General features: G+C 72.8%; 20 protein-coding genes. 6 read left to right on the top strand and 14 right to left on the bottom strand.

Translation table 11 applies throughout. From position 1 onward, the window contains the following. Positions 1 to 4 precede the first annotated feature (4 nt). The 7 genes from AB0J33_RS15390 to AB0J33_RS15360 all read right to left on the bottom strand — a co-directional run bounded on the left by AB0J33_RS15390 (position 5) and on the right by AB0J33_RS15360 (position 6,527). Entirely contained in the window at positions 5 to 478 is a 474-nt protein-coding gene (locus AB0J33_RS15390) for a DUF1203 domain-containing protein (protein ID WP_363613866.1), read from the bottom strand. A gap of 62 nt (positions 479 to 540) precedes the next feature. Further along, positions 541 to 2,130 carry an asparagine synthase-related protein gene (locus tag AB0J33_RS15385; protein ID WP_363613864.1) on the bottom strand — a complete coding sequence of 530 codons (1,590 nt, stop codon included), beginning with the start codon at positions 2,128 to 2,130 and terminating at the stop codon, positions 541 to 543. A 2-nt stretch (positions 2,131 to 2,132) separates the two neighbouring features. Continuing rightward, positions 2,133 to 3,101 (bottom strand): DUF5715 family protein, encoded by a 969-nt coding sequence (locus AB0J33_RS15380; RefSeq protein WP_363613862.1) that lies wholly within the window; start codon positions 3,099 to 3,101, stop codon positions 2,133 to 2,135. 136 nt (positions 3,102 to 3,237) lie between these two features. Continuing rightward, entirely contained in the window at positions 3,238 to 4,104 is an 867-nt protein-coding gene (locus tag AB0J33_RS15375) for an NAD(P)-binding domain-containing protein (RefSeq protein WP_363613860.1), read from the bottom strand. A gap of 71 nt (positions 4,105 to 4,175) precedes the next feature. Continuing rightward, a complete protein-coding gene (locus tag AB0J33_RS15370; RefSeq protein ID WP_363613858.1) occupies positions 4,176 to 4,688 on the bottom strand; it encodes a 2'-5' RNA ligase family protein in 513 nt (170 codons plus the stop codon). A gap of 82 nt (positions 4,689 to 4,770) precedes the next feature. After that, positions 4,771 to 5,376 (bottom strand): response regulator transcription factor, encoded by a 606-nt coding sequence (locus AB0J33_RS15365; RefSeq protein ID WP_363613856.1) that lies wholly within the window; start codon positions 5,374 to 5,376, stop codon positions 4,771 to 4,773. Further along, complete coding sequence (locus AB0J33_RS15360; RefSeq protein ID WP_363613854.1) at positions 5,373 to 6,527, bottom strand: histidine kinase; 1,155 nt, start codon at positions 6,525 to 6,527, stop codon at positions 5,373 to 5,375. Before AB0J33_RS15360 ends, AB0J33_RS15365 begins: the two co-directional genes overlap by 4 nt. Positions 6,528 to 6,658: 131 nt before the next feature. Between AB0J33_RS15360 and AB0J33_RS15355 the strand changes: the two genes are divergently transcribed. Both AB0J33_RS15355 and AB0J33_RS15350 read left to right on the top strand, forming a co-directional pair. Continuing rightward, a complete protein-coding gene (locus AB0J33_RS15355; RefSeq protein WP_363613852.1) occupies positions 6,659 to 7,525 on the top strand; it encodes a hypothetical protein in 867 nt (288 codons plus the stop codon). A 104-nt stretch (positions 7,526 to 7,629) separates the two neighbouring features. Beyond that, positions 7,630 to 9,363, top strand: coding sequence for a DEAD/DEAH box helicase (locus AB0J33_RS15350; RefSeq protein ID WP_363613850.1), 1,734 nt, complete (start codon positions 7,630 to 7,632; stop codon positions 9,361 to 9,363). Positions 9,364 to 9,482: 119 nt separating this feature from the next. Here the strand turns inward: AB0J33_RS15350 and AB0J33_RS15345 are convergent, their stop codons facing one another. The 5 genes from AB0J33_RS15345 to AB0J33_RS15325 all read right to left on the bottom strand — a co-directional run bounded on the left by AB0J33_RS15345 (position 9,483) and on the right by AB0J33_RS15325 (position 15,360). Further along, the gene (locus AB0J33_RS15345) at positions 9,483 to 10,619 is read right to left on the bottom strand and encodes a right-handed parallel beta-helix repeat-containing protein (protein ID WP_363613848.1); all 1,137 of its coding nucleotides are present in this window, start codon (positions 10,617 to 10,619) and stop codon (positions 9,483 to 9,485) included. A 228-nt stretch (positions 10,620 to 10,847) separates the two neighbouring features. Then, the gene (locus AB0J33_RS15340; protein ID WP_363613846.1) at positions 10,848 to 11,228 is read right to left on the bottom strand and encodes a DoxX family protein; all 381 of its coding nucleotides are present in this window, start codon (positions 11,226 to 11,228) and stop codon (positions 10,848 to 10,850) included. Beyond that, positions 11,203 to 13,533: an endopeptidase La gene (gene lon, locus AB0J33_RS15335; protein ID WP_363613844.1), complete on the bottom strand. Its 2,331-nt coding sequence runs from the start codon at positions 13,531 to 13,533 to the stop codon at positions 11,203 to 11,205. Before lon ends, AB0J33_RS15340 begins: the two co-directional genes overlap by 26 nt. 166 nt (positions 13,534 to 13,699) lie before the next feature. Continuing rightward, the gene (locus AB0J33_RS15330) at positions 13,700 to 14,542 is read right to left on the bottom strand and encodes a manganese catalase family protein (RefSeq protein WP_363613842.1); all 843 of its coding nucleotides are present in this window, start codon (positions 14,540 to 14,542) and stop codon (positions 13,700 to 13,702) included. Positions 14,543 to 14,628: 86 nt separating this feature from the next. Next, a complete protein-coding gene (locus tag AB0J33_RS15325; RefSeq protein ID WP_363613840.1) occupies positions 14,629 to 15,360 on the bottom strand; it encodes a HAMP domain-containing sensor histidine kinase in 732 nt (243 codons plus the stop codon). A 98-nt stretch (positions 15,361 to 15,458) separates the two neighbouring features. Between AB0J33_RS15325 and AB0J33_RS15320 the strand changes: the two genes are divergently transcribed. Next, positions 15,459 to 16,067 carry a response regulator transcription factor gene (locus AB0J33_RS15320; RefSeq protein WP_363613838.1) on the top strand — a complete coding sequence of 203 codons (609 nt, stop codon included), beginning with the start codon at positions 15,459 to 15,461 and terminating at the stop codon, positions 16,065 to 16,067. Between the two features lie 144 nt (positions 16,068 to 16,211). Continuing rightward, positions 16,212 to 16,559 carry an Lsr2 family protein gene (locus AB0J33_RS15315; protein ID WP_363613836.1) on the top strand — a complete coding sequence of 116 codons (348 nt, stop codon included), beginning with the start codon at positions 16,212 to 16,214 and terminating at the stop codon, positions 16,557 to 16,559. Positions 16,560 to 16,685: 126 nt separating this feature from the next. On the opposite strand, the gene AB0J33_RS15310 is transcribed toward AB0J33_RS15315, so the two are convergent. Both AB0J33_RS15310 and AB0J33_RS15305 read right to left on the bottom strand, forming a co-directional pair. After that, positions 16,686 to 17,951 (bottom strand): hypothetical protein, encoded by a 1,266-nt coding sequence (locus AB0J33_RS15310; RefSeq protein ID WP_363613834.1) that lies wholly within the window; start codon positions 17,949 to 17,951, stop codon positions 16,686 to 16,688. A gap of 295 nt (positions 17,952 to 18,246) precedes the next feature. After that, entirely contained in the window at positions 18,247 to 19,128 is an 882-nt protein-coding gene (locus tag AB0J33_RS15305) for a DUF2726 domain-containing protein (protein WP_363613832.1), read from the bottom strand. 164 nt (positions 19,129 to 19,292) lie between these two features. Between AB0J33_RS15305 and AB0J33_RS15300 the strand changes: the two genes are divergently transcribed. Then, positions 19,293 to 19,484: a hypothetical protein gene (locus tag AB0J33_RS15300; protein ID WP_146754562.1), complete on the top strand. Its 192-nt coding sequence runs from the start codon at positions 19,293 to 19,295 to the stop codon at positions 19,482 to 19,484. Continuing rightward, positions 19,481 to 19,861, top strand: coding sequence for an Asp23/Gls24 family envelope stress response protein (locus AB0J33_RS15295; protein ID WP_363613829.1), 381 nt, complete (start codon positions 19,481 to 19,483; stop codon positions 19,859 to 19,861). Before AB0J33_RS15300 ends, AB0J33_RS15295 begins: the two co-directional genes overlap by 4 nt. Position 19,862: the final 1 nt, after the last annotated feature.

Raw genomic sequence — 19,862 nt, 5'->3', positions numbered from 1 at the left:
CGCCTTACCCGGCGACCCGCCGCACGGCGAACATGAAGCAGCCGTACACCACGTTGCGGCTGTGCAACTGCCACACCGACGCGTCGGCGAACAACTCGGCGATCACCGTCTCCGGATCGGCGCCGTCGTGCAGGCGACCCCCGCAGATCCGGCCCTCCCGGTCGTACGCCCGCAGAACCTGGGGCCGCCCCCGCCACGCCGCAGGGTGACCGCCCGCCCCGTCCGGGCCCGAGCAGGCGGCGGCATGCGCGAAGACCGGGCCGATCTCCCGGTACGGGCCGGCGGTGCCCGGCGGCGCGTATCCGAAGAGCGCCAGTTCCTCCCCCTCCTCGGCGTCCCGGAGGCAGCAGCGCAGGGGTTCTCCGCCGCCGGCCACGACCGATTCGACGGCCTGGTCGGCGGCGTCGCGGCCGGTACGTCGGATCTCGTCGAGCGTCGCGGCCGCAACGGCGTGGACGCGGAAGCTGGTGTTCGTCATCCGTCCAGCCTGGCCGGCCGGCGGCGCGGGTGCTGGCGGCGATCGGACCTGACGCTGATCGGTCAGGGCCGGGCCGGGCGCGGGCCGACCAGCCGGCGGACCATCGGAGCGGCGTTCCACCTGGCCGCGCCGACCAGGTCGCGGGCGTGCTCCAGGACCGTGTAGTCGGGTCGGGTCAGCCCGTCCGCGATGGCCCGGTCCAGATCGTTGCCGCAGCGACTCAGCACGCTGTCGAAGTCCCGGCGGACCGGCTCCTGCAGGTCGTAGCCGAACGAGCGGTGCAGCCGGGCGAAGAGCGGCTTGTACAGCCGGACCCGCTCGTGCAACCCGGACGAGTACGACATCGGGTTCTTCGGCCGACGCACCACATAGTCGGGCAGCACGTCGGCGAACGCCCGCCGGACGATCCACTTCTCCTGCCCGTCGCGCAGCTTCAGATCCACCGGCAGTCGCATCGCCAGCTCCACCACGCTGAGGTCGAGGAACGGCACCCGGGCCTCCACGCCGTGGCCCATGGCGGCCCGGTCGACCCGCTGCAACTCGGTGCGGCACAGGTTGCGGATCCGGTGCAGGAACAGCCGGCGGGCCGCCACCGGCCCCACCTGGTGATACATCGGGTACCCGCCGAACAGCTCGTCGGAGCCGTCCCCGGTCAGCACCACCTTGATGCCCAGGTCACGCAGCCGCCGGAAGATCGGCACCGAGACGACGGCGTTGATGATGTCGCCGTACTCGGTCAGCTCGGAGATCCGGATGGCTTCCCGGACGTCGGCGAGCCGGATGTCGCGCGGACGCAGCTCGACCACCACGTGCGGCACGTCGAGATCGTTGGCGAGCCGCCGGGCGTACGCCACGTCGGGGCTGTCCGCCACGCCGACCGTCACCGCGACGCAGTCCGGATGGATGTCGCGCACCTGCCGCAGGGTCAGCGAGCTGTCCAGGCCGCCGGAGAGCACCACCCCGACGGTCAGGTCGGTCTCCACCCGCATCCGGATCGCGTCGCTGAGCGCGGCACGGACCAGCAGCGCGGCCTCGTCCGGGTCGTCGATGACCGGCAGGCCGTCGCCGATGGTGAAGAGGTCGACGTACGGGCTCAGGCGCACGTGCCCGTCCGCCTCGGCCCAGCCGTGGTGCCCGGGCGGCACCTCGGCGATCGGTTCGCCGTGCCCGACGAGCGCCTTGACCTCGGAGGCGAGATACAGGCAGCCGGGCCGGCGGGACCAGTACAGCGGCTTCACGCCGAGCGGATCGCGGGCCAGGTACGTCCGGCCGGTGGCCCGCTCGACGACCGCGAAGGCGTACTCACCGCGCAGCCGGGTCACCGCCGCCTCACCCCACTGCTGGAACGCGGCGAGCAGCACCTCGGTGTCGCTCTCGGTACGGAAGACCTGTCCGAGCCGGGTCAGTTGGGCCCGCAACTCCCGGTAGTTGAAGACCTCGCCGTTGAAGCAGAGCAGCCAACGCTCGTCGGTCGACGTCCACGGCTGCACCGCCCGGTCCCGGTCGACCACCCGCAGCCGGCGGGTGCCGGCGAGCAGCCCGCTCTCGGACCGGGTTTCGGTGACCTCGCCCCGGGGGGCGAGGGCGGCGAGCATCCGCCGGAAGGTCGCCGGGTCGGCCTCAGGGCCGATGCTCAACGCGATGCCGCACACCCTCAGACCCCCATCTCGGCCTCGTACGCCCGACGTAGTCGACGCCGGGCGGTGGGCGCGAGGCACAGGTGCCACGCCTGCCCCTCGTCGATCACGTTCAGCTCGCCGGCCTCCTGCCGGCTCAGCAGCAGCTCGGCCAGGGCGTCCCGCGCGCCGAAACGCTCGAACCAGGCCAGCTCGACGTCGACGGAGTAGCCGAGACAGTGCCCGCTGGGCAGCATCGCGGCGTAGCCCAGGCGACGCAGCCGGTACTGGTGCTCCGCGCTGCGGACCAGGCTGGTCACCCACAGCGGCGGGGTGTCCGGCGGGGCGAGGGCGGTGAACTCCCGCCCGATGTCGTTGAGCAGCGCCACCACCTCGCGGCGGGCGCGGCGGAAGAGGAGCCCGGCGGTACGCGGGGTGGCGTCGGGTCGCAGCCGGCGACGCAGTCCGCGCGCGGCCCGGCCCAGCATGGTGGCCGGCTGCTCCTGGTAGCAGAAGCGCAGCAGGTCACGGCGGCGCAGCCACTCCAGGTCGACCAGTTCCGGGCTGCCGTTGACCTGGTCGTCGGTGACGAACGTCGGGGCGTCCTGCCACCAGAGCACGTCGATGCGGGAGAGCAGGAAGATCCGGACCAGCGCGTTGAGGTCACTCGCCGAGGTGCGCTCGTTCGGCTGGTAGCGGGCCATCTCCAGCAGCAGCGTCTCGCGCGCGCCGATCAGCCCCTGCGGGGTGGCGTCGAGGACGGCGGCGAGCGCCGGCTCCCGCAACCGTTCGTCGATGAGCACCTGTCGGGCCCGGGTGCTCGCGGCGTCGGCCAGGGCGCCGACCTCGACCAGGAGTTCGGCGACGGCGGCCCGGTACGCGGCCAGGTCGGGCGCGGGCGCGGACGGGCGGCGAGGGGTGGCGCCGGTGGGCCGTCGGCGGGCCGGAGCGGTGGGTGACGGGGGCGAACCGGGTTGCTGTCCCGGGCTACGGCTGGGCACTCGCATGACGGGGTCCCTTCTCCGGTCACGACATCAGGTGGTTCGCCCTGTAACACACCGTAATCGCCGGGACCGGAGCGGACCGAACAATCCTCCTATCTACTCCGAAGGGAGCGAAGCGTCCGATTGGTGCGGCAGGGCGTCATCCGATCGTCGCGGTCAGGCCCTCCCCGTGCCGCCCGGCGGCGATGAGCGCCTCGATGCGGGCGACCACCTCGGGCAGACCCCCGTCGCCCAGCCGTAGCCCGGCCCGAAGCTCCAGGATCTGGCGGAGAACCGTGTGGTGCTCGACGAGGTTGGCGGGACCCGGCGGGTAGGTCGCGCCGCGCAGTTCGGAGACGGTGGCGGGGACACCGGCGACGACATGGCCGAGCTGGCTCGTCGCCGTGTCGGAGAACTCGACGACGTCGATGCCGGCCTCCCGTACGACGTCGAGGGCCCGCAGCAGGCCCAGTTGGGCGTCGTACCAGACACCGAACAGGGCGAGATCCCACACCGCGGCCGCGTCCGGTGTCTCCCCGACGAAGCGGGCCGCGCCCACCAGCCCGAGGGTGGCCCGGTGCTGCTCGAACGCCGTGGGAGAGCCGCTGTACAGGATGGTTGCCGCGCCCGCGCCGATCATGTCGGGCGAGGCCTGGAGGCCGGCGTCGAGGTACTGTCCGCCCAGGCCGGCGACCCGCGTCGCGGTCGACCGCGCATCGCCCGGCGTACCGGTGCACATCGCGACGACGGTCCGACCGGACAGGTCCTCGCCGACGGAGTCCAGGCACTGCCGCACCGCCGCGTGGTCGGTGACGGTGAGCAGGATCAGGGCGCTGGCCGAGGTCGCCTCGCCGAGGGACGCCGCCGGCACCGCGCCCAGCTCCACCATTTCGGCGGTACGGCTCGACCTGCGGTTCCACACCGTCACGTCGCGTCCAGCGGCACGCAGCCGGCGTACCACCGCACCCCCGATGGCCCCCGTACCGATCACCGCGACCCGGTCTGCTGATTCTTCGATGTCCACCATGGGGTCATCGTCGACAATCAACCCCACTTGAGGTCAAGCCGAAACTCGACCGGGTCACCGGGTCAGTGCGGTCACCGGGTCAGTGCGGTCACCGTGCGGTCCGTGCCGTCGTAGCTGCGGGCGGCGTCGAACGCACCCGTCGGGCGTTGCCCGCCGGCGACCGCTCGGGCCAGGCGCAGGTCCGCGTCGCGGAACCGCAGGGCCAGGCTCAGGTGTGGCACCCACACGTCCGGCGCGTGCCACGGGCGGTGTCCGTCGGCCCGCGCGAGGACGTCCCAGACGGCGGCGTGCAGCGCGGTCAGCGCGGGATCGGGTCGCACGAGCCACACCAACGGGGCGCTGCCGTCGAGGACGACGACGCGGTCGAGCGTCACCGGTAGCGGCAACGCGGCGTCGAACAGCTCGGTCAGGCGGCGTTCGACCCCGGCCGGGAAGTCGTCGACGGCGGCGAGGGTGAGATGCGGCCGGTTGGTCGGGTGGATGTTGCGGGCCAGACTGGGCAACCCGGCGGCCACCAGACGACCCCAGACCGCGCGGACCGCGACCTCCAGGCCGGGCGAGCAGAGCAGTTCCACCGTACGCACCCGCCTACGCTAGCGGTGGCGACCGGAGCCGCGCCCCGACGTGCCGTGGGATTCACCGCGCCCGCGGTCCGGGCACGGTGGGTCAGAGCCAGCCGTTGTCCCGGGCGGTGCGGACCGCCTCCGCGCGGTCGGCCGCGCCGAGCTTCTGCACGGCCGCGGAGAGGTGGTTGCGGACGGTGCCGGCCGACAGGTGCACGCGCCGGGCGATCACCGCGACCGGGGCGCCGACCTCGGCCAGTCGCAACGTCTCCAGCTCCCGAGGAGTCAGTGGGCACGGGGGCAGGGTCAGCGCGTCGGCGGCCAACGACGGGTCGACGTAGCGGCCCCCGGCGTGCACCCGGCGGATCACGTCGGCCAGCGCGCCACCTGGCGAACCCTTGGGCAGGAACCCTCGGGCGCCAGCGGTCAGCGCCTGGCGCAGATGCCCGGGACGGCCGTGCCCGGTCAGCACGACCACCGCGCACTCGGGTCGGGCCCGGGTCAGCTCGGCGGCCACCGCGATGCCGTCCAGGCCGGGCATCTCCAGGTCCACCACGGCCACGTCCGGGCGGTGCGCGAGGGTCGCGGTGACCGCCGCCGGCCCGTCCGCGGCCTGTGCCACCACCTTTAGGTCCGGCTCCAGGGCGAGCAGCGCGGCGACCGCGACCCGGATCAGGTCCTCGTCGTCGGCGAGCAGGACGCGGATCACGACGACACCGGGACGGTGACCTCGAGGGTGAACACGGCGTCCCGGCGGTGGACGTGCAATCCGCCCCCGGCGGCGGCGAGTCGGTCGGCCAACCCGCGCAGGCCGTGGCTGTGCGCGTCCGGGCCACGGCCGTCGGCGCCGTCGTTGGCGATCGTCATCCTGGCCATGTCCTTCTCCCGGTCGATGCGAATCCGGCACCAGTCGGCCCGGCTGTGCCGCAGCACGTTGGTGCCCGCCTCACGCAGCACCGCGGCCAGCTCGCTGGCGACGGCCGGCGGCAGGTCCGTCGGCGGCGGCAGGACCGTGCACCGCACCCCGCAGGAGCGCAGCACCCCCACCACCGCCGACAGCTGGTCGTCGAGGTCGACGGCGCGGTAGCCGTGCACGGTCTCCCGCACCTCGGTCAGCGCCGACGCGGCCAGTCGCTGCACCTCGGCGGCCTCCCGCCCGGCGCGTTCCGGGTCGACCGGGGCGAGCCGGGCGGCGAGTTCGGCCTTCAGGGCGATCACCGTGAGGCTGTGCCCCAACACGTCGTGCACGTCCCGGGCGAAGCGCAGCCGCTCCTCGGCGGCGGCCAGCCGGGCCTGGTCGGCCTGCCCCTGCCGCGCCTCGACGAGCAGACCCCAGAACCAGATCTGGAGCCCGTTGACCGCGGCGACGGCCGCGCCGATCCCACCGGTCACGGCGAGGTGACGCGCCACGGAACCATTGGTCCACCAGGCGACCGCCACCGCCACCAGCAGGACGCCGGCCGCCAACGCCAGCGCGGCCCGCCACCGCAGCAGCAGCGGCGTCATGCCGATCAGCGCCGCGCCGAGCCAGGCCCAGGTCGGCCACCGACCGGCCGCGACCGGCCCCACCAGTGGCACGGTCAGCACCGCCACCACGGCGAGACCTCCCTCGGCGCGACGCCGCCAGCGCGGGTGCAGCCAGGGTGTCACCGCCGCGTACAGCACGACGGTCTGCGCGACCACGAAGGCGAGGATGCCGACCGCGCCGAGCGCCAGTCGGCCCGGGTCGGGCTCGTGGGTCAGGCCGACCGCTGGTAGCAGGACGCTGGCCCACACTCCGGTGGCCAGCGACAACAGGGTCGCCTGCCGGGCGCGGTGGAGCCGGCGGTCCGCCCGGGGAGTCACCGCCTCGCTCGCCACACACCGATCCTAGGGCCGCCGCGCGCGGGGTCCACCCGTGCCGACTGTCACGGATGGACCGTGCGACCCGCACGGTTTTCCGGTGCGGAACGGTTCTGCCGTCCGCGCCCGGACGCCGGCAGGGTCGAGGCATGGAGAAGACACGGATGTACGCGGACAGCGCCACCGCCGTGCCGTCGACCGTGTCGCCGGCTACCGGCGGCACGCGACGGCTGCTGTGGCACCTCGGCGAGATGGCACTGGCGATGGTCGCCGGGATGCTCCTGCTCGCACCGCTGTGGGACGTGGCCGGCGACGCGTCGGGCCTCACCGGGGCGCTGGGCCGCCCGGAGGTCGCCGCGCTGGTGATGGCCACCAACATGACGGTCGGCATGACGGTGTGGATGCGCTACCGGGCGCACCAGTGGCGTGGGGTCGGCGAGATGGCCGCCGCGATGTACGTCCCGTTCCTGCTGCTGCTCGTACCGTACCGGGCTGGCCTGCTCGACGGTGACGGCCTCCTGCTCGGCGGTCACCTGCTGATGGTTCCGGCGATGGTGCTGGTGTCGGTGCGGCACCGGCACCAGACGCCGGCGGTGCCACACCGACACCCGGCCGTGGTGGCGCTCGCCCGCCGCTGGCCCACCGGGCTGGCGCTGCTGATGACCGTGGACATGTGGGCCGATCCGCGCGTGCTCAGCCCGTGGACGATGCTGGTGCTGCCCGGCGGCTACCTGCTGATCGGCGTGGCCCGCCGGACCCTGCGCGGGCCGGGCGTGCTCGCCGCCCAGCTCGCCGGCCTGGTCGCCTGGGTCGCCCTGACGGTGGTCGCGGTCGTGGTGGGTGGGCGGGCCGCCGCCTGGCTGGTGGCGTTCGGGTGGCTGGCGCACGCCGGTTGGGACCTGGCGCACCACCGCGGCGCCCGGGTGGTGCCGCGTGGTTACGCCGAGTGGTGCGGGGTGCTCGACCTGGCCCTCGCCGCGGTGATGGTGCTGGCCATCCTGAGCGCCGACGCCTGATCGAGGGCGGCACGGGGAGCGGGAACGGACGCGGCACGGGCTCGGGGACGGCTCTTGTGGCGGTCGGCGCAACGGCCCGGTCGGCGTGATGAAAGGCTTGGCACATGAGTTCCGCACCTGCACAGCACGACGCACCGATTGACGCCACCCCCACCGGCACCGACGAGGTGAGCGCCTTCACCGAGCTGGGGCTGCGCGCCGAGCTGCTGGGCGCGCTCGCCGCCCTCGGGTACGAGGAGCCGACCCCCATCCAGCGGGAGGCTATCCCACCGCTGCTGGAGGGTCGGGACCTGCTGGGTCAGGCGGCCACCGGCACCGGCAAGACGGCGGCGTTCGCGCTCCCCCTGCTGAACCTGATGACGGCACACCGGCAGGGCGGCGACCCGGTGGCGCTGGTGCTGGTGCCGACCCGGGAACTGGCGGTGCAGGTCTCCGAGGCCTTCCACCGCTACGGCAAGGACCTGGGCGCGCGGGTGCTGCCGATCTACGGTGGGCAGCCGATCGGACGGCAGCTGCGGGCACTGGACAGCGGCGTCGACGTGGTGGTGGCCACCCCGGGGCGGGCCCTCGATCACATCGCCCGGGGCACCCTGCGGCTCGGTGGGCTGGCCACGGTGGTGCTCGACGAGGCCGACGAGATGCTCGACATGGGCTTCGCCGAGGACATCGAGGCGATCCTGGAGCACGCTCCGGCGCAACGTCAGACGGTGCTCTTCTCCGCCACCATGCCGTCGCGGATCGACGGGATGGCCCGCCAGCATCTGCGGGAACCGGTCCGCATCGAGATCGGCCGGGAGCAGACCGTCGCGGGTGAGGCGCCCCGGGTGCGGCAGAGCGCGTACATCGTGACCCGGGCACACAAGCCGGCCGCGCTGGGCCGGGTGCTGGACGTGGAGTCCCCGACCGCGGCGATCGTGTTCTGCCGCAGCCGGGAGGAGGTCGACCGGCTGACCGAGACGATGAACGGCCGGGGCTACCGGTCCGAGGCGCTGCACGGTGGCATGAGCCAGGAGCAACGTGACCGGGTCATGGGCCGACTGCGGGCGGGCACCGCCGACCTGCTGGTGGCCACCGACGTGGCGGCCCGCGGGTTGGATGTCGAGCAGCTGACCCACGTCGTCAACTACGACGTGCCGTCGGCACCGGAGTCGTACGTGCACCGGATCGGTCGGGTGGGTCGGGCCGGTCGCGAGGGTGTGGCGATCACCCTCGCCGAGCCGCGTGAGCACCGGATGCTCAAGACCATCGAGCGGGTGACCGGCCAGCGGATCACCATCGACAAGATCCCCACCGTGGCCGACATGCGGACCCGCCGGCTGGAGATGACCCAGGCGGCCCTGCGCGAGAGCCTGCTGGAGGACGACCTCGACCCGTACCGGGTGATCGTGGAGACGCTGACCGACGAGTTCGACCTGATGGAGGTCGCTCTCGCCGCCGTGAAGCTGGCCCACGAGGTGACGTCGCCGGGCTCCGACGACGAGGAGGAGATCCCGCAGGTCCCGGTACGCGGCCCGCGTGAGGGTCGACCGGAGGGCGGCGGCCGGGGCGGCGATCGGCGCGGCGGGGGCCGGCCCCGTTCCGGCGGTGGCAACACCGTGCAGGTCTTCGTCGGCCTGGGCCGGCGCGCCGGGGTGCGCCCGCAGGATCTGGTCGGCGCGATCACCGGGGAGACCGGCATCCGCGGTCGGGACATCGGCTCGATCGAGATCGCCGACCGGTTCTCGCTGGTGGAGGTGCCGCAGGGGGTGGCCGACCAGGTCATCTCCGGGTTGCGGTCCAGCACCATCAAGGGCCGCAAGGCGACCGTGCGCCGGGACCGCGGGGGCGACGAGCGCTGAGCACGCCGCCGGCGGCCGGACGACGGTCGCCGGCGGCATCGCTCCGCGAGGCGGCCGGCTTCGTCGTGGCCGTGCTGCTTAGCCAGTCGGCGACGGAACGCTGGCGTCGCGCGCCGGGGCTAGCCGATGTTTCCGCTGACCACGTTGTTGGCGCCGGTCAGCGACGTGCCGCCGGAGCGGTGGTCGAAGGCCCGCATCACGTTGTTGCTGACGATCCAGTTGTCGCTGCTACCCACCGTCGCGATCGGCCGATCCTGACGGCGGGGCGTCCCGTCGTCGTAGAACTGGTTGCCGATCACCTGGCACATGGCGGAGTCACGGCCGAGGATCCCGTTTCCGCCGTTGTCGTGAATGTCGAGCCCCATGATCCGGGTACGTCCGGACGACGAGACCTCGATGCCGTTGGAGGCGTTGCGCCACAGCCGGCCGCCGATGAACTGCGTCCCCACGACCTGCCGCAGGTCCGCTCCGCTGCCGGTGCCACTCGTGCCGTTGGACTCCAGGTAGACGTTCTGGAAGATGTTGCGGTGGGCGGGTTCACGCAGCTCGACACCGTTGCCGCGACACCCCCAGACGTGCAGGTTGTCGAAGAAGCAGGCGCTGTCCAGCAGTCGTATCCCGGTCTGGCACTCACCGACCCAGACGTTGAGGAACTCGTTGTCGTACGCCACCTTGTTCACCAGGATGCCGACGCCGAGACAGTCCTCGATGTTGATGTCCGTGATCTTGTTGGCGTGCGCGCTGTTCTCCGCGTCGGTGCCGAGGAACTCGACGGCGTGGGCGCCCGAGTTGCCGAAGTGCAGGTGGTGGAAGGTCGACCGGGGGCCCCGGATGGTCAACAGCACGTTCGAGGTGCGCATGCCGAAGAAGTTCACGTTGGAGATCTGGTTGTACTTGCCGCTGGAGACGAGCCGACCGGTGTAGCCCGGGGCGGGCTGGATCATCGCCGCGCCGATGTTCTCACCGGTCCAGGTCACACCCGTCGGGAACCGGACCTCCGCTCCGAGGCCGAGGGCGCCCACCGGTTGGAAGATCTCCCCGCCGCCGGCCGGCAGCATGGACAGCGCGGTGGTGACCTTGCCCGACTCGTCCCTGCCGTCGAGCAGGCAGCCGACCCGGGGGTCCCGCAGGCTGAGCGGGGCTTCCCGCACGGTCGCGACGGGCGGCGCACCCGCCTGTTCCGCACCGGCCAGGGTGGCCACCGTGGTCGCCACCGCGGCGCCCGCGCCGCCGGCGAAGAGCACTCGCCGGCCCAACCGCCGCCCCGCTGGGTCTGACCGTGGTGGCGCTGCCGGCGGTACCGCACCAGGTGCGCTCACGATCGGTTCCATGCCTTCCCCCCGTTGGTGCCACGTCGAGCAGCGGCCAGACTCTACAGTGCGCCGTCGTCCGCCGGCGACGCCCGTGGACCGGCCCGATCCGAGCGCCGGAGCGGGCGGCGGCCCCCGCCGACGACCGGCGGGAAGGACGGTCGCTGAGGCCGATCAGAGCGCGTACGGGCCGAAGCGACCCCACGCCACCACGGCGGCGAGGACGAGCAGCATCGCGCAGACGATCGCTCCCTGGATCTCGGTACGACGCCCGTCCGGGGTGGCTTGCTGCGTGCGCGCGCGCAAGTGCACCAGGATGCCGCCGACCATGACGGTGACCACGCCGACGGCGGCGAGCGGGGTGAGCACGGTGGCGATGCCGGTGAGGCCGGGCAGCACGAGCCCGACGGCGGCCAGCGCCTCGACCGCGCCGAGCGCCTTGACCTGCGACGGCGGGACCGGGTCCTGCCCGCTGTACCGAAAGGGCCCCCGCCGTCGGAGAGACGGCGGGGGCCCGATGGTCGCGGTGTCAGGCCGCGAAGAGCGCCGGACCATCCAGCGTCTTCACGTCGGCCGGGCGCAGCGCCAGGGCGAGCACGTCGGCCACGTCGGCCAGGGTGTGCACGGTCAGCGCCTCGCGCACCTCGGTCGGCAGGTCGTCCAGGTCGGGCTCGTTGCGGGCCGGGATGATCACCTCGGTGAGGCCGGCCCGGTGCGCGGCGAGCAGCTTCTGCTTCACCCCTCCGATCGGCAGCACCCGACCGGAGAGCGTCACCTCACCGGTCATCCCGAACTCGGGGCGGACCGGGCGACCGGTGACCAGCGACGCCAGGGCCGTGACCATGGTGATGCCGGCGCTCGGGCCGTCCTTGGGCACCGCGCCCGCCGGGAAGTGGACGTGGATCCGGCGACCCGCGAGGGCGTTCGGGTCGATGCCGAACCGCCGCCCGTTGGAGCGCAGGTAGGAGAGCGCGATCTGCGCCGACTCCTTCATCACGTCACCGAGCTGACCGGTCAGGGTCAGCCCCGGCTCGCCCTCCATGCTGGTCGCCTCGATGAAGAGCACGTCCCCGCCGGCGCCCGTGACGGCCAGGCCGGTGGCCACGCCGGGCACGGCGGTGCGCTCGGCCGACTCCGGGGTGAACTTCGGCCGGCCCAGGTAGCCGGCGAGGTTGTCGGTGCCGACGCGCACCGGCGTCGGGTCCGTCGCCAGCGTCACCGCCACCTTGCGCAGGATCTTGGCCAGGGCACGCTCGAGCTGCCGAACACCGGCCTCCCGGGTGTACTCCCCCGCGATCAGCGCGAGCGCCTCGTCGGCGACGCCGACCTCGTCGACGGTCAGCCCGGCCCTCTCCCGCTGCCGGGGCAGCAGGTGGTCGCGGGCGATGGCGACCTTCTCGTCCTCGGTGTACCCGTCCAGGGTGACCAGCTCCATCCGGTCCAGCAGCGGGCCGGGGATGGACTCCACCACGTTGGCGGTGGCCAGGAAGAGCACGTCGGAGAGGTCGAGGTCGACCTCCAGGTAGTGATCCCGGAAGGTGTGGTTCTGCGCCGGGTCGAGTACCTCCAGCAGGGCGGCGGCCGGGTCACCGGCGTAGCCGGCGGCCAGCTTGTCCACCTCGTCGAGGAGCACGACCGGGTTCATCGAGCCGGCCTCGCGCAGCGCGCGGACGATCCGACCGGGCAGCGCGCCGACGTAGGTGCGCCGGTGCCCGCGGATCTCCGCCTCGTCGCGGACACCGCCGAGCGAGACCCGGACGAAGTTACGCCCGAGCGCCCGTGCCACGGACTCCCCGAGGCTGGTCTTGCCCACCCCGGGAGGACCGGCGAGGGCGAGCACCGCGCCGGAGCCGCGACCGCCGACCACACCGAGGTTGCGCTCGGCGCGCCGGTTGCGCACGGCCAGGTACTCCAGGATCCGGTCCTTCACGTCGGCCAGGCCGGCGTGGTCGGCGTCGAGCACCGCCCGGGCCGCGGCCAGGTCGGTGTTGTCCTCGGTACGCGTGCCCCACGGCATTTCGAGCACGGTGTCCAGCCAGGTGCGGATCCAACCCGCCTCCGGGGAGGCGTCACTGGCCCGCTCCAGCTTGCCGACCTCGCGCATGGCCGCCTCGCGGACCTTCTCCGGCAGCTCGGCGGACTCGACACGGGACCGGTAGTCGGCGGAGCCGTCCGGCTCGTCCTCGCCCAACTCCTTGCGGATCGCGGCGAGCTGCTGACGCAGCAGGAACTCGCGCTGGGACTTCTCCAGCCCTTCGCGGACGTCACTGTTGATCTGCTCGGTGACCTCCTGCTCGGCCAGGTAGTCCTTCACCCAGCCGACCAGCAGCTCCAGCCGGGCGGTGACGTCCGGCGCGGCGAGCAGCTCGTTCTTCTGCTCCAGGGTCAGCCAGGGCGCGTAACCGGCCGAGTCGGCCAGCTCGGAGAGGTCGGTCATCCGCTCCACCGCGTCGATGACCTGCCAGGCGCCCCGCTGTTGCAGCACGGAGGTCACCAGGGCGCGGTACTCGCGGGCGAGTTCCCGGGCCCGACCGGCGTGGGCGGGTTCGTCGAGTTCGGTCGCCTCGACCCAGAGCGCGGCGCCGGGGCCGGGCACGCCGGAGCCGATCCGGGCCCGGGAGAGGCCACGGATGACGGCGGCGGGCTCACCCTCGGGCAGCCGGCCGACCTTCTCGATGGTGGCGACCACGCCGACCGGTCCGTACTCGCCGTCGATGCGTGGCACGGCCAGCAGCTTGCGGTCGCCGGTCGCGCGAGCCGCGTCGATCGCGGCCTGGGTGGTGGGGTCGAGGGTCACCGGGATAACCATGCCGGGCAGCAGCACGGTGTCGGTCAGGGGAAGTACCGGAAGAGTTGCCATCGAACACCTGCCATCACGTTGACTTGAGCGTGTCTGACTCAAGTAACAAAGCGTTCCCCTTGTTCCGACCTGTGACCCAGACCACTCTGCCGGCCGGTCCGTCGGGTCGCCCAGACCGGCGGACGACCCGACGAGACACCTCAGGGGAGCCTGCTCCGCACCGTGTTCAGGACGAACCCGCCACCCCCGGGTTGGTGCCGTACAGACGCGGGTCACCCGGGGGCAGCACCGGCTCCGGGGCGCTCGCCCGCGGGTTGTCGTCGTACCGGAACTCCCCCTTGCCGTCCAACGAGGGCCCGGACGCCCAACGCCCCTCGGCGGCGTCGGTGCCCGAGGAGAAGCCCAGGTAGGTGTAGCCGTACTCCGCGGTGAGCTCGTCGGAGTCCGGAAACGCCTCCGGCACCGGCATCTCCTCCAGCCCGTCCTCCTTGAGCTGCTCGATCGCCGCCAGCCACATGTTCTGGTGCATGGTGTCGCGGGCCAGCAGGAAGCGCAGCATCTGCTTGACGCCCGCGTCGTCGGTCATGTGGAACAACCGGGCGACCTGGAGGCGGCCCTGCGCCTCGGCCGTGACGTTGAGGTGGAAATCGGCCAACAGGTTGCCGCTGGCGGTGATGAACGCGCCGTTCCAGGGCACGCCGTTGGAGTCGGCGGGTAGGGCGCCACCACCACCGTGGATGAAGTGCGCCGGGTTCTCGCCGGCGTAGGTCGCGGCGCCCCCGGGGTCCTCCGCGACGCCCTCGGTCAGCGACAGCGGCGCGCTGTCCAACAGCCGGGTGATCATGGTGACGATCATCTCGACGTGGCCCATCTCCTCGGTGCCGACGTCGAGCAACAGATCCTTGTACTTGCCGGGCAGCCGGCAGTTCCAACCCTGGAACAGATACTGGTTGGCGACGGTCATCTCGCCCCACTTGCCGCCCAGCACCTCCTGCAACCGGCGGGCGAACGCCGCGTCCGGGCCGTCCGGCTTGGCCTCGAACTGCAGGTCCTTGACGTGGCTGAACATCCGACCTCCTCGGTACCGGAGAAATTAGGTAACGAGGCCGTTCCCGCCCCGCTGGCCCGGACGGGCCAACCGGTGTCCCGTCCGGGTCAGCGCAGCGGACGAGCCATCGGCAGCAGCACCTCCAGCGCCACCCCGCGGGGCCGCAGCCGGTGCGCCCGCAACGCTCCCCCGTCCGCCGTGACGAGCTGCCGCGCGATCCACAGGCCCAGGCCGGACATCCCGACGGCCGGCGTCGAACGCCGCAGCGCGACCAGCAGCGCGTCGTCGACCCGCCCCTCGTCGGTGACCAGGATGCTCAGGTCGACGCCGCGCAGGGTGGCGTAGAGCCCGACCTGCCCGTCCGGCGGCCCGTGCCGCAACGCGTTCTCCACCAGGTTGACCAGCACCTGTCGAGTCCGGCCGGCCGGCACCGGCCAGGAGGCCGCCCGCCGGGTGGCCCGCGCCCGCCGACGGCCGACCGGCACCAGCGCGGCGGCCTCCCGCAGGATGCCCGCCAGCGCAATGGTCGGCTCCGGCCGCGCGGCCGGCGTCAGCACGCCCGTGCCGGCGGTCGCGTCGCGCAGCAGGCCCTGCAGGTGGACGGCCTGGTCGCGGGCCAGCTCGATGATCGCCCGCCGGTCGACGCTGGTCAGCTCGCGACGCTCGTCGGCCAACGCACGGGTCAGCGAGGTCAGGGTGCTGATCGGCGTACGGAACTCGTGGCACAGCACCCGCAGCAGCAACTCCGAATCGGCCTCCGCAGGTCGCCGCTCCCCGGGTGCCGGCTCGACGTGGCGCAACCCTCGCAACAAGTCCCGCAGACCGCGCCGTACGCGCATCCACCCGACTCCCCTCGTTCGGTGCGAACCCGCATGATCGGTACCCGCTGGGGAACGGCGCAGACATGCCGGGAGCCTCCACCTTGCGACTCGTCGTCGTGGACGATCACCCCCTCTTCGTCCGCGGCCTGGAGCTGCTGCTCCCGATCACCACCGGTGGCCGAGTCGAGGTGGTCGCCTCGACCGGTGACGCCGCCGCCGCGGCGGCACTGGTCAGCCGCTGCCGCCCCGATCTGGCCCTGGTCGACCTGCACATGCCGCCACCGGGCGGCGTCCGGGCGGTGGCCGCGATCCGGCGGACCACCCCTCGGGTACGGGTGGTCGCGATGTCCGGTTCGGTCGCCCCCGAGCCGGCGGTGGAGGCGCTGCGGGCCGGCGCCGAGGGATTCCTGCCCAAGACGAGCGAACCGGAGGAGTTGCTGCCCCCGCTGCTGGCCATCCTCGACGGCTGGGCGGTGCTGCCGGCGCAATTGCTGCGCGCCATCCTGCGCCCCGCCCGCGCCGTACCCGTCGACCTCGACGAAGAGGAACGCCGGCTGCTGCGGGCGATCGCCGTCGGTCGCAACACCGTCGACATCGCCGAAGAACTGCACGTCTCCGAACGAACGGTGAAACGGATGACCGCCGCGTTGCTGCGCAAGTTGCGGGTCTCCAACCGGGCCGAGGCGGCCGCCATCGCCGGTCACAGCGGCATCGTCGGGGAATGAGCCCCGGGCATCGTGCCGATTCACGGTTTTGCTCGGTAACGGAATCGCGACGCGCCGACGGAATGGAAGGCATATTGTTGCGGATTACCGGGGTGATAGGTCAGACTTTGAACACATCCCGCCGCACACAGGGAGTAATCGGCAATGGCGAGAAAAGTAATCACGGTCCTGACCGACGACCTCGACGGTGGGAAGGCCGACCGGACGGTCGAGTTCAGTCTCGACGGCGTGGCCTACACGATCGATGTCTCCGACGAGAATGCCGGCGTCCTGCGCAAGGCGCTCGATCCGTACATCAATGCGGGTCGGCGGATCGGGCGCGGTCCGGTGGAGAGCACCCGCTCAGTCCGGCGTCCGGGGCGACCCGCCGGCGCGGGAATGGATCGGGAGCAGAACCGGGCCATCCGGGAATGGGCCGTCAAGAACGGCTACAAGATTTCCGAGCGGGGCCGGATCCCGGTTGAGGTCGTCGAGGCGTACAAGAACCGCTGACCGACTCGACGACGGGGCCCCGCCGGGAACGGCGGGGCCCCGTCGTCGTCCGGGCACCCGGACAGCGCGGCGGCCGGCACCCCGGGGTCGTCGCCCCGGGTGGCCGGCCGCCGTTGCCACGTCGGCTCAGTTGACGTCGATGCGCACCGAGTCGAAGGCGGGGGTCTGGTTGGCCCGCTCCATCATCGGCAGTCGGTGCGAGCCGTCACCGGCCCAGACGGAGCACTGGGCGGTACCCGACTCCGGCAGGCCCGGAATCTGGATGGTCACCTCGTCGGGCTGGGCGCCACCACGGCCGTCCTCGGTCGCCACGAAGAACGCGGGCACCTCCTGCGGCTCCGGCGGAGCGGTCAGGCTGTCCAGCATCCGGCAGGCGGTGTGGAAGTGACCACGGACCAGGCCCTGGTCGTTGAGCAGCGAGCTCTCCACGTAGTAGCCACCCTGGCCGGCGGCCAGGAAGCGGTCCCGGACCAGGTTGCGGGTGCTGACCCGCAGGGTGAAGGGCTGGTTCTGGCCGACCTGCTCGGGGAACTGCGTGATCAACAGCGACGGGTTGTTGGCGGCGGCGCCGACCTCACCGAACTCGGTGCTCACGCAGCGGTTGCCGTTCTGGAAGCCGTCGTGCGGCTGGAGCCGGCTCTCGTCGCAGTCGTTGGCGAGCACGCCGAGCCCGGCGCCGGGCTCGGTGCCACCGCCGTTGTTGCCACCGTTGTTCCCGCCGTTGTTGCCACCGGGGCTGCTGGTGGGAGTGCTGCCGCCACCGTTGTTGCCGCCCGTGTTGCCGGTCGGCTGCACCTGGCACTCGGCGAGCTGCGCGAGGCCCTGCGGCCGGGGTCCGACCCGGTCGATGGCCGTGGTGATCCGGTCCAGCACGGCGCGCCGCTTACCGGCCAGCGGCTGGAGGATCGCACTGCGGATGAACGCCTCACCCTTGTTGCCCTCGGCGGCCAGGCGGCGGTCCGCCTCGGCGATCTGGGTCTGCAACTGGGCGAGGTTGCGGTCCACCTCGGCCCGCGCCCGGTCGGGCACCTGCGGCAGTTTGCTCGCCACATCCGGACAGGCAACGGCCGTGCCGGTGCCCACCGTGCCGTCCTTACCGTCCTCGCACTCGGGGACCGACTGCTGTCCGTCACCCCAGTGATTACGCACCCATCGACCGTTCTGCCAGGTCCGGCTGGTCGAGCCACCGCCGGTCGGCGCGGTCGCGCCGGGGCTCGGCTCCACGCACTGCCCCGCAGCCGGACGTGGCTTATTTGTCCGCCGGTCCTGGGCCGACGAAATCTGAGTCACGGCGACAACTCCGCCGAAGACCGCGAGCGTGCCGACAACTGCCAGCAGACGCTTGCTCCGCGCGTTGCCGGAAGGCCGGCGCGCCCGAGTGGACCTGCGCATCGAATTGCTCTCCTTCTCGATCCGGTAGTGGATTTCTGCCCTCGGCGGACCGACGGATGTGAGATGGCGTGCCACGGCGGCGACCCTCCGTGACGTACCCGGTAATGCGTCGATGGCCGACGATGCCCTTTCCGCACCGTCTCCCGCGCCCGGTGGACGCGGATGGGGAGATCCTGTTCATTCGCGCAGGAGTACGGGCCGGCGCCCGGGAAGGTTCAACCGACTTACAGGAAATTGCCGCGACCCGACACGGAGCCGGGGCGCGGCACGGATCAGCAGGAGAAACGGGCGCCGATCAGTCGGCGCAGAGGTGGTCGAAGGCGAACCCGCCGACCAGTTCGTGGCGGCGTTGACTCAACGCGACGATCTGCGCGGTCAACTCGGCGCGCGGCAGCAGGTCCGCTGGAATCTTCTCGCGCAGTCGCTCGCCCACGGCGACGGTGGCCAGATCCTCGGCCAGCCGGGCCGCGTCGATGCCGCAGGAGAAGCGGTGTTCGGTCACCGAGACCCGCTCGACGAGGCACGCGTCGGGGCGTACCTGCACCCAACTCCACCCCGTTGCGGGGCCGTCCGCCCAGCGCACGTGCAGCCCGCGCACGATCGGGTCGGCCACCTGCCCGGCCACGTACGCCTCGACCGCCGCCGCGCGGGTCAACGCGCCGAGGTCGTTGACCGGCCCGGTCCGGCCGTCCGGCAGCCGCCCCAGGATGTCCCGGAAGCCCACCGGCGCCGACTCGTGCTCGGCGGCGGTCGCCCCGGCACCGCCGGCGGCGTAGGCGCGCGCGTCGATCACGTACTCCACCAGGCGGCGGCCGTGCTCGGCGGCCCGCAACGTCGGCGATCCGATGCGCAGCACGGGAAGACCGACGGCCGCGCTCACCGCGTCCTTGAGGCGCTCCACACGCTGTTCCGGCGAACCGGCGGACGGCACCGGGCCGATCTCCACGGCGACGACCGGACGGCCGGTGTCGGCGGCGCAGATCACGAGGTCGAAGCTGGCGCGGCTCGCCGAGGTCCACTGGCTGCCGGTGACGCCCGGCGGCCGGCCCTGGACCAGGTCACTGAGCCGGCGCGCCGCGAAGACCCGGTGACCGGCGCGGCTGAGCAGCGCGTCGCGCCCCGCCTCGGCGGGCACCGCCCGCAGCCAGCCGCGGTCGTCGCTCCCGATGCTCGTCATCTGCCTGATCCATCCGCCGGTCGGTCGAGCCGGGCCGAGTCTAGGTGGTCGATCATGGCTCACCGACTTCTGATGTGATCCAGATCACAGCAGCGCCGACGTTCCAGGGATGGCCGGCGGGTGTATCCAGCCACCGCTGGTACCGGACCGGCCCGGAGGTGACCATGTCGCGACAGCAGTTCGGCTTCCTCGCCGGGTTCCTCGCCGTGGCGGTCTGGGCACTCGCCGGCGTCGGCGTGGCCGCCCTCGCCGTGCTCGCCGGCCTGCTCGGCTGGCTGGTCGTCCGGGTGCTCGACGGCGACCTCGCGGTGACCGGCCTCGGCGACCGTCGCGCCGACGCTCGGCGACGCCGATGACCACCCGACCGTCCACGGGGACGAACCCCGACGCCGGCCTGACCACCGCGACGACCGGGGCGCAACGCCGCCCGGTCGACGCGGCGGACGTCGCACGGATCGCCGTCCGGGCGGCCAGCCTCGTGCCGGGTGTGTCCGTCGTCCGCCCGGCGGCGGTCCGGCTGGACGACCGGTCCGTCGGCCTCGACCTGCATTTGATCACCTGGTACGGGCACAGCGTGCCGACGATCGCCGAGACCGTCCGCGCGGTGGTGGCCGAGCGGGTGACCGCGCAGACCGGGCTCCGCGTCGCGGGGGTGACCGTCACCGTGGACGACCTGCTCGTCCCCGGCGTCGACGGGTCCGGAGTCCTCGCCGTCGCACCGGAGGACGACTGAG

This window comes from Micromonospora sp. NPDC049645 (assembly GCF_040675155.1).
Taxonomy (GTDB): domain Bacteria; phylum Actinomycetota; class Actinomycetes; order Mycobacteriales; family Micromonosporaceae; genus Micromonospora.
The sequence above is the reverse complement of the archived record's forward strand: the minus strand, read 5'-3'. Positions and strand labels throughout refer to the sequence as shown.